Annotated in this window: 7 protein-coding genes; all 7 read left to right on the top strand. The window is 60.0% G+C overall.

Annotated features, from left to right (window positions below):
- Nucleotides 1–168 precede the first annotated feature (168 nt).
- A complete protein-coding gene (locus tag ACIPIN_RS28590) occupies nucleotides 169–1,836 on the top strand; it encodes an AMP-binding protein (protein WP_401124794.1) in 1,668 nt (555 codons plus the stop codon).
- Between the two features lie 30 nt (nucleotides 1,837–1,866).
- On the top strand, nucleotides 1,867–2,310 hold the full coding sequence (locus ACIPIN_RS28595; RefSeq protein WP_401124797.1) for a hotdog fold thioesterase: 444 nt from the start codon (nucleotides 1,867–1,869) through the stop codon (nucleotides 2,308–2,310).
- A 137-nt stretch (nucleotides 2,311–2,447) separates the two neighbouring features.
- Nucleotides 2,448–3,254, top strand: coding sequence for an alpha/beta fold hydrolase (locus ACIPIN_RS28600; protein WP_401124800.1), 807 nt, complete (start codon nucleotides 2,448–2,450; stop codon nucleotides 3,252–3,254).
- A complete protein-coding gene (locus ACIPIN_RS28605) occupies nucleotides 3,251–4,102 on the top strand; it encodes an alpha/beta fold hydrolase (RefSeq protein WP_401124803.1) in 852 nt (283 codons plus the stop codon). Before ACIPIN_RS28600 ends, ACIPIN_RS28605 begins: the two co-directional genes overlap by 4 nt.
- 50 nt (nucleotides 4,103–4,152) lie before the next feature.
- Nucleotides 4,153–4,812 (top strand): glutathione S-transferase family protein, encoded by a 660-nt coding sequence (locus tag ACIPIN_RS28610; RefSeq protein ID WP_401124804.1) that lies wholly within the window; start codon nucleotides 4,153–4,155, stop codon nucleotides 4,810–4,812.
- A 23-nt stretch (nucleotides 4,813–4,835) separates the two neighbouring features.
- Nucleotides 4,836–5,642 carry a DUF4892 domain-containing protein gene (locus ACIPIN_RS28615; protein WP_401124806.1) on the top strand — a complete coding sequence of 269 codons (807 nt, stop codon included), beginning with the start codon at nucleotides 4,836–4,838 and terminating at the stop codon, nucleotides 5,640–5,642.
- 73 nt (nucleotides 5,643–5,715) lie between these two features.
- Nucleotides 5,716–6,768: an AI-2E family transporter gene (locus ACIPIN_RS28620; protein ID WP_401124808.1), complete on the top strand. Its 1,053-nt coding sequence runs from the start codon at nucleotides 5,716–5,718 to the stop codon at nucleotides 6,766–6,768.
- Nucleotides 6,769–6,873: the final 105 nt, after the last annotated feature.

Below are 6,873 nucleotides of genomic sequence, written 5' to 3' on the forward strand. Positions count from 1 at the left end.
GTCAACCCTTTGACCCGAAACTTGCGCTTGCCCGGTGAGGCTCAAGACGGTATCTACAGATACAGGTGTACGCCGATCCTCTGTAGGAGCTGCCGAAGGCTGCGATCTTTTGATTGTGCTTGGTTGGACTACGCTTGCCGCCACACCGAACAAAAAGGAGCGCATCGCATGTCCGCCGCTTTTCGTTTGCCGCTGCAAGTGTTCTACGAGCGTGAAGCTCGCCATCCCCGTCAGCGTTTTCTGGTGCAGCCGATTGGCGGTGGTCAGGTTGAGACACTGACCTGGGCCGACGTCGGCCATCAAGCGCGGTGCGCCGCTCACTGGTTGCGTGCCCGGGAGCTGCCTCAAGGCAGCCACATTGCACTGATCTCGAAGAATTGCGCGCACTGGATCATTGCCGACCTGGCGATCTGGATGGCCGGACATGTCTCCGTTCCGTTGTACCCCAACCTAACCGCCGACTCGGTGGCCCAGGTGCTCGAACACTCGGAAGCCGCGCTGGCGTTCATTGGCAAACTGGACGATTGGCCGGGCATGTCCAGGGGCGTCAGAGCCGATCTGCCGACCATCAGCCTGCCGTTGTGCCCGGCGGGTGAATTCGATTTCAGTTGGGCCGACCTGCAATGCAGCTCACCGATTCAGGACGATCCAAGCCCCGGCGCCGACCAGTTGGCGACGATCATCTACACCTCCGGCACCACTGGTTTGCCCAAAGGCGTGATGCACAGCTTCGGCACCCTGGGTTTCGCCACTACTCACGGCACTCGGTTGTTTGGGCTCAATGAGTCGGATCGGTTGTTGTCGTACCTGCCGCTGTGCCATGTCGCCGAACGGATGTTTGTCGAGCTGGCGTCGATTTACACCGGGCAAACGGTTTTTTTTGCCGAAAGCCTCGACACGTTTCTCACCGATTTGCAGCGCGCGCGGCCCACGGCGCTGTTCGGCGTGCCGCGCATCTGGACCAGGTTTCAGATGGGTGTGTACAGCAAGATTCCGGCTAAACGCCTGGATTTCCTTCTTGGCTTGCCGATCATCGGCAAGCGGGTCGGGCACAAGGTGCTCGCAGGTTTGGGGCTGGATGCCTTGCGGGTTGCCTTGTCGGGAGCTGCGCCGGTGCCGCAGACCTTGCTGCACTGGTACAAACGCCTCGGGCTGGATGTGCTTGAGGTCTACGGCATGACCGAAAGCTGCGGTTATTCCCATATTTGCCTGCCGGGCCAGAACAAACCTGGCTGGATCGGCAAACCGTGTCCGGAGGTGGAGGTTCGGATCGAGGACTCGGGTGAAGTGCTGGTGCGCAGTGGCGCGACCATGCTCGGCTATTTCAAGGAACCGCAGAAAACCGCTGAGACGATCACCGAGGATGGCTTTCTGCGCACCGGCGACAAGGGTGAGCAAGACGCCGAAGGCAACTTGCGTCTGACCGGGCGGCTCAAGGAAATCTTCAAGACCAGCAAGGGCAAATACGTAGCACCGGCGCCGATCGAAAACCGTCTGGCGGTGCATTCACGCATCGAGCAGGTGTGTGTGGTCGGCGACGGTCTGAGTGCGCCACTTGGGCTTTGCGTGCTCTCGGCAGTGGGATTGCAGGATGCTGCCAGCGTGGCGCGCAATGCCTTGCAGTCGAGCCTGGAAAGCTTGCTCGAAGAGGTTAACGGCGCCCTTGATAAACACGAACGCCTGCGCCAACTGGTGGTGGTCAAGGACAGCTGGGCGGTGGAAAACGGCTTTCTCACGCCGACCTTGAAGATCAAGCGCAACGTGATCGAAGCCGCGTATGGCGCACGGTTCGAAGAGTGGAGTGCACGCAGCGAAGCCGTGTTGTGGCAGGATTGACCTGACTTGAAACCAACGAAGGATGCAGCGATGAGTCTGTGGCGTACCGCTCCCAACATTGAACAGTTGAATGCGATTCAGAAAAACACCATCGGCGAAGTGTTGGATATACGCTTCGAGGCGTTTGATGACGAGTCGCTGACCGCCAGCATGGTCATCGACCATCGCACCCATCAGCCCTACGGTTTACTGCATGGCGGCGCCTCGGTGGTCTTGGCCGAAACCGTCGGTTCCATGGCCAGCTTCCTGTGCATCGACACCAGCAAATTCTATTGCGTGGGCCTGGAAATCAACGCCAACCACTTGCGCGGCCTGCGCAGCGGGCGGGTGACGGCGGTGGCCAAGCCGATCCATATCGGCCGCACCACGCACGTCTGGGACATCCGCTTGAGCAGTGATGAAGGCAAGGCCAGTTGCATGTCGCGGTTGACCATGGCGGTGGTGCCGCTGGGTGAAACGCCGCCGGGACGTTGATGGCACCACTGCACTCCCGATCCTGAATTGCCCATAGCCGTGGCCTGACTGTCATCATTCCTGGCAGTTACGGTCATTGCTGTGAGCTTGCGTCTTACGGACAATCAACGCTTGATTTCGCTTATGGACGCGCCGTTATGTCGCAGCAGATATTTTTCGCCCATGCCAATGGCTTTCCTTCAGGCACTTACGGCAAGTTGTTTGCCGCGCTGGCGCCGGAGTACCAGGTCGCGCATCTGCAGCAGCACGCTCATGACCCACGGTTCCCGGCCGACGATAACTGGCACAACCTGGTGGATGAACTGATCCATCATCTGAAGCTGCAACCCGAACCGGTGTGGGGCGTTGGTCATTCCTTTGGCGGTGTCTTGCACCTGCACGCGGCCCTGCGTTGCCCTGAACTGTATCGCGGCGTGGTGATGCTGGATTCGCCGGTGCTGACGCGCCCCGATCAATGGGTCATCCGCGCGGCCAAGCGTTTTGGCTTTATCGACCGTTTGACTCCGGCCGGCCGCACCCTGGGGCGCCGTGAGGAGTTCGCCGATCTGGAGTCGGCGCGCAGCTATTTCGCCGGTAAAACCCTGTTTCGCGGCTTCGACCCGGAATGCTTCGATGCCTATTTGCAACACGGCCTGCACAAGGTCGGTGATCGCCTGCGCTTGCGTTTCGATCCGGCCACCGAGATCAGCATCTACCGTGGCGTTCCGCATACCAGTCCGGGCCGTCCTCGCCAGTTAAAAGTACCGCTGGCGGTGGTTCGTGGCCGGCAAAGTCGGGTAGTCATGCGCCATCACGCAAGTTTCGTGGGGCGTATGCCGCAAGGCGAGTCGCTGACGATGCCCGGTGGCCACATGTTTCCCCTCGAACGCCCGCAAGACACCGCAACGTTGCTGAAAAACCTGTTCAGCCGCTGGGACGGGCACAGCGAGCGGAGTTGCGCATGAGCAACGTCGAAGAAGTCCGCCTGAACCTGCCGCATATCGAGTTGGCCGCGCACCTGTTCGGTCCCGAAGATGGCTTGCCGGTGATTGCCCTGCATGGCTGGCTGGACAACGCCAACAGCTTTGCGCGCCTGGCGCCGAAGCTTGAAGGCTTGCGAATTGTCGCGCTGGACATGGCTGGCCACGGGCATTCCGGGCATCGGCCATTGGGTGCCGGTTATGCATTGTGGGATTACGCCCACGACGTGCTGAGAGTCGCCGAACAGTTGGGGTGGAAGCGTTTTGCGCTGTTGGGCCATTCCATGGGGGCGATCGTTTCGGTGGTACTCGCCGGTGCCCTGCCCGAGCGCGTGACGCACCTGGCGCTGATCGATGGGGTGATTCCGCCTACCGCCACGCACGACAACGCCGCGGAACGCATGGGCATGGCTCTGCAAGCGCAACTCGACCTGCAAGAAAAGCGCAAACCGGTTTACAACACCCTGGATCGGGCCATCGAAGCACGCATGAAAGGTCTGGTCGCGGTCAGTCGTGAAGCCGCCGAATTACTCGCGCAGCGAGGTTTGATGCCAGTGCCGGGTGGCTACACCTGGCGAACCGACAGTCGCCTGACGCTGGCGTCTCCACTGCGTCTGTCAGATGAGCAGGCGATGTCCTTCGTTCAGAGAGTCAGTTGTCCTGCACAATTGGTGGTCGCTGCCGATGGCATGCTCGCCAAGCATCCAGAATTGCTGGAGCGTCTACCCTTTAGGCGTGAACAGCTGCCCGGCGGCCATCATTTACACCTGAATGACGAGCCCGGCGCCGCCCTTGTTGCAGACTGTTTCAATCGGTTCTTCGCCGTTCCTTGACTTGCAGCGGGCAACTGTCGAGGCTGGGCGGGTTGAAATGGGAGACAACCATGATAGATCTCTACACCGCTGCGACCCCGAATGGCCACAAGGTCTCTATCGTGCTCGAGGAACTCGGCATGCCCTATACGGTGCATGCCTTGAGTTTCGACAAGAAGGAACAAAAGGCTCCAGAGTTTCTCAAGATCAATCCCAATGGCCGGATCCCGGCGATTGTCGACCGTGCCAACGGTGACTTCGCCGTGTTCGAATCTAGCGCGATTCTCATCTACCTGGCTGAACTGAGCGGGAAACTGCTGCCCAAGGACCCGAAAGGGCGCTCGGTGGTGATCCAGTGGCTGATGTTCCAGATGGGTGGTATTGGTCCGATGCAGGGCCAGGCCAACGTGTTTTTCCGTTATTTCCCGGAAAAACTCCAGGGTGCCATCGACCGCTACCAGCATGAAACCCGGCGTTTGTATGAAGTGCTGAACACGCGCCTGGAAACTGTCGAGTACCTGGCCGATGAATACAGCATCGCTGACATCGCCACTTATCCGTGGGTCCGTGGCCATGAATGGTCCGGCGTTTCGGTCGACGGTTTACCCGCCTTGCAACGCTGGATGGCCGCGATGGAGGCTCGTCCTGCGGTGCAGCGTGGTTTGCAGGTTCCGCCGCGTACCGACGATGCCGATGTGGTCAAAGGCGCCCAGGCCATGCTGATCCGATGAGAGTGCCTTCAAGGTTGAAAAGCATGCGTTTAATCAGTTTGTTGGGGTTGGGGTGTTTCAGTTCGCTGGTGTTTGCCGCCGATGTACCTGGAAGTCACGATTTGCCACTGGTGCCGCGTCTGGCCGATGCGCAGATCGTCGACTATCGCCCGGCGGCTGAGCTTGAACGGATCTATCCGATGGGGTCGATCCGCAAAATCAGTGGACAACTGCGTTTTGATGGTCAGGTCAGTGCCCGTGGACAAGCTACGTCAGTGACTTACGAGTTACCGCCGGAGCATTCGTCCACCGAGGCCTTCACCGCTGCTCGCGAAGCCTTGCAGAAACAGGGCGCCGAGCTGTTGTTCTGGTGCCAGGCCCGCGATTGCGGCGAAAGCAGCCTGTGGGCCAATCAAGTGTTCGGCAACGCAAAACTCTATGGCGCCGACGATCAACAGGCTTATCTGCTGCTGCGACTCGCGGCACCGCAGGATAACTCGCTGGTGGCGCTTTACAGCATCACTCGTGGCAATCGAAAAGCCTATCTGCATGTCGAGCAATTTGAGGCCAGTACGCCACTGGGCGAGTTGTTGCCGACTTCGGCGACCCTGTTGCGCCAACTCAAGGACACCGGCGTGCTGGATCTGCCGCATCTGACGGGCGATCCGCAAGCGGTTTGGCTGACGTTGCTGTCGCGTGGCTTGAACCTCGATACCACCTTGCGCGTCAGCGTTTCCGGAATCAACGCCGAGGCCTGGCGCCAGGCGCTGGTCGGGCAGGGCGTGCGTGCAGCACGGATGGAGCTTGGCAACGTGCCAGCAACCGGTCTGCACATCGAGTTCCTGCGCTAGGTTTTTCCCCCTGGCGAACGTGTCATTGGCCGTTCGCCTACTCTTTGTTGGTTGACTTTGCTCGAGATTTTTCATGCTCAATAACGATCGACTGTTGGTGCAGATCCTGCTCCTGGTGTTGTTCGGTGCCAGCTTCTGGGTGATGGCGCCTTTTTGGTCGGCGCTGTTCTGGGGCGCGGTGCTGGCGTTCGCCAGCTGGCCGCTGATGCGCTTGCTGACCCGCTGGCTCAACGGTCGCGAATCCCTCGCGGCGGCGGTGCTGACCCTGGGCTGGATGCTGCTGGTGGCAGTACCGTTGGTGTGGCTCGGTTTTAACCTGGCCGATCATGTGCGCGATGCCACGGCGTTCATCAAAGACGTGCAGGTTGAAGGTTTGCCGGAAGCTCCGGTGTGGCTGGCCGGGATTCCCGTGGTGGGTGAGCGACTGGTAGGACTCTGGAACAGCATTGATCAGCAAGGCGCGGCGCTGATGCTGGCGGTCAAACCCTATCTGGGGCAGGTCGGCAACTGGTTGCTGGCGCGCAGTGCGCAGATCGGCGGCGGTATTCTCGAGCTGACCTTGAGCATCGTTTTCGTGTTCTTTTTCTATCGGGACGGCCCACGGCTGGCGATGTTCGTTCATCGTCTGCTGGAGCGGCTGATCGGCGAGCGTGCCGGTTACTACATCGAACTGGTGGCCGGAACGGTGCAACGGGTGGTCAACGGGGTCATCGGCACTGCCGCCGCCCAAGCGATCCTGGCGCTGATCGGCTTCCTGATTGCCGGTGTGCCCGGCGCGTTGGTGCTGGGTATCGTCACCTTCCTGCTCAGCCTGATTCCCATGGGCCCGCCGCTGGTATGGATCCCGGCTACTGCCTGGCTGGCCTGGAAGGGCGAGTATGGCCTGGCGGTGTTCCTCGGCATTTGGGGCACGTTCATCATCAGCGGTGTCGACAACGTGCTCAAACCCTACCTGATCAGCCGTGGCGGCAACCTGCCGCTGGTGATCGTGCTGCTTGGGGTGTTTGGCGGGTTGATCGCTTTTGGGTTTATCGGGCTTTTTATCGGTCCGACCTTGTTGGCCGTAGCGTACAGCCTGTTGATCGACTGGAGTAACAGTCAGGCGCGGGTTGACAACAAGAGTTGAGTCGCTTGTGAAAAGATCGCAGCCTGCGGTGTTGTGGTTCAGTTTTTTTGAACCGCTCTGTAGGAGCATTAGGCCGCTTGCTGCTCAAACAGCGCAGGCGGCAGG

The sequence above is a fragment of the Pseudomonas sp. NPDC087697 genome (genome assembly GCF_044743155.1).
Lineage (GTDB): Bacteria > Pseudomonadota > Gammaproteobacteria > Pseudomonadales > Pseudomonadaceae > Aquipseudomonas.

Coding starts and splice junctions, on each gene's coding strand:
- ACIPIN_RS28590 (WP_401124794.1), top strand. CDS start 169: ATGTCCGCCGCTTTTCGTTTGCCGCTGCAAGTGTTCTACGAGCGTGAA.
- ACIPIN_RS28600 (WP_401124800.1), top strand. CDS start 2,448: ATGTCGCAGCAGATATTTTTCGCCCATGCCAATGGCTTTCCTTCAGGC.
- ACIPIN_RS28605 (WP_401124803.1), top strand. CDS start 3,251: ATGAGCAACGTCGAAGAAGTCCGCCTGAACCTGCCGCATATCGAGTTG.
- ACIPIN_RS28610 (WP_401124804.1), top strand. CDS start 4,153: ATGATAGATCTCTACACCGCTGCGACCCCGAATGGCCACAAGGTCTCT.
- ACIPIN_RS28615 (WP_401124806.1), top strand. CDS start 4,836: ATGCGTTTAATCAGTTTGTTGGGGTTGGGGTGTTTCAGTTCGCTGGTG.
- ACIPIN_RS28595 (WP_401124797.1), top strand. CDS start 1,867: ATGAGTCTGTGGCGTACCGCTCCCAACATTGAACAGTTGAATGCGATT.
- ACIPIN_RS28620 (WP_401124808.1), top strand. CDS start 5,716: ATGCTCAATAACGATCGACTGTTGGTGCAGATCCTGCTCCTGGTGTTG.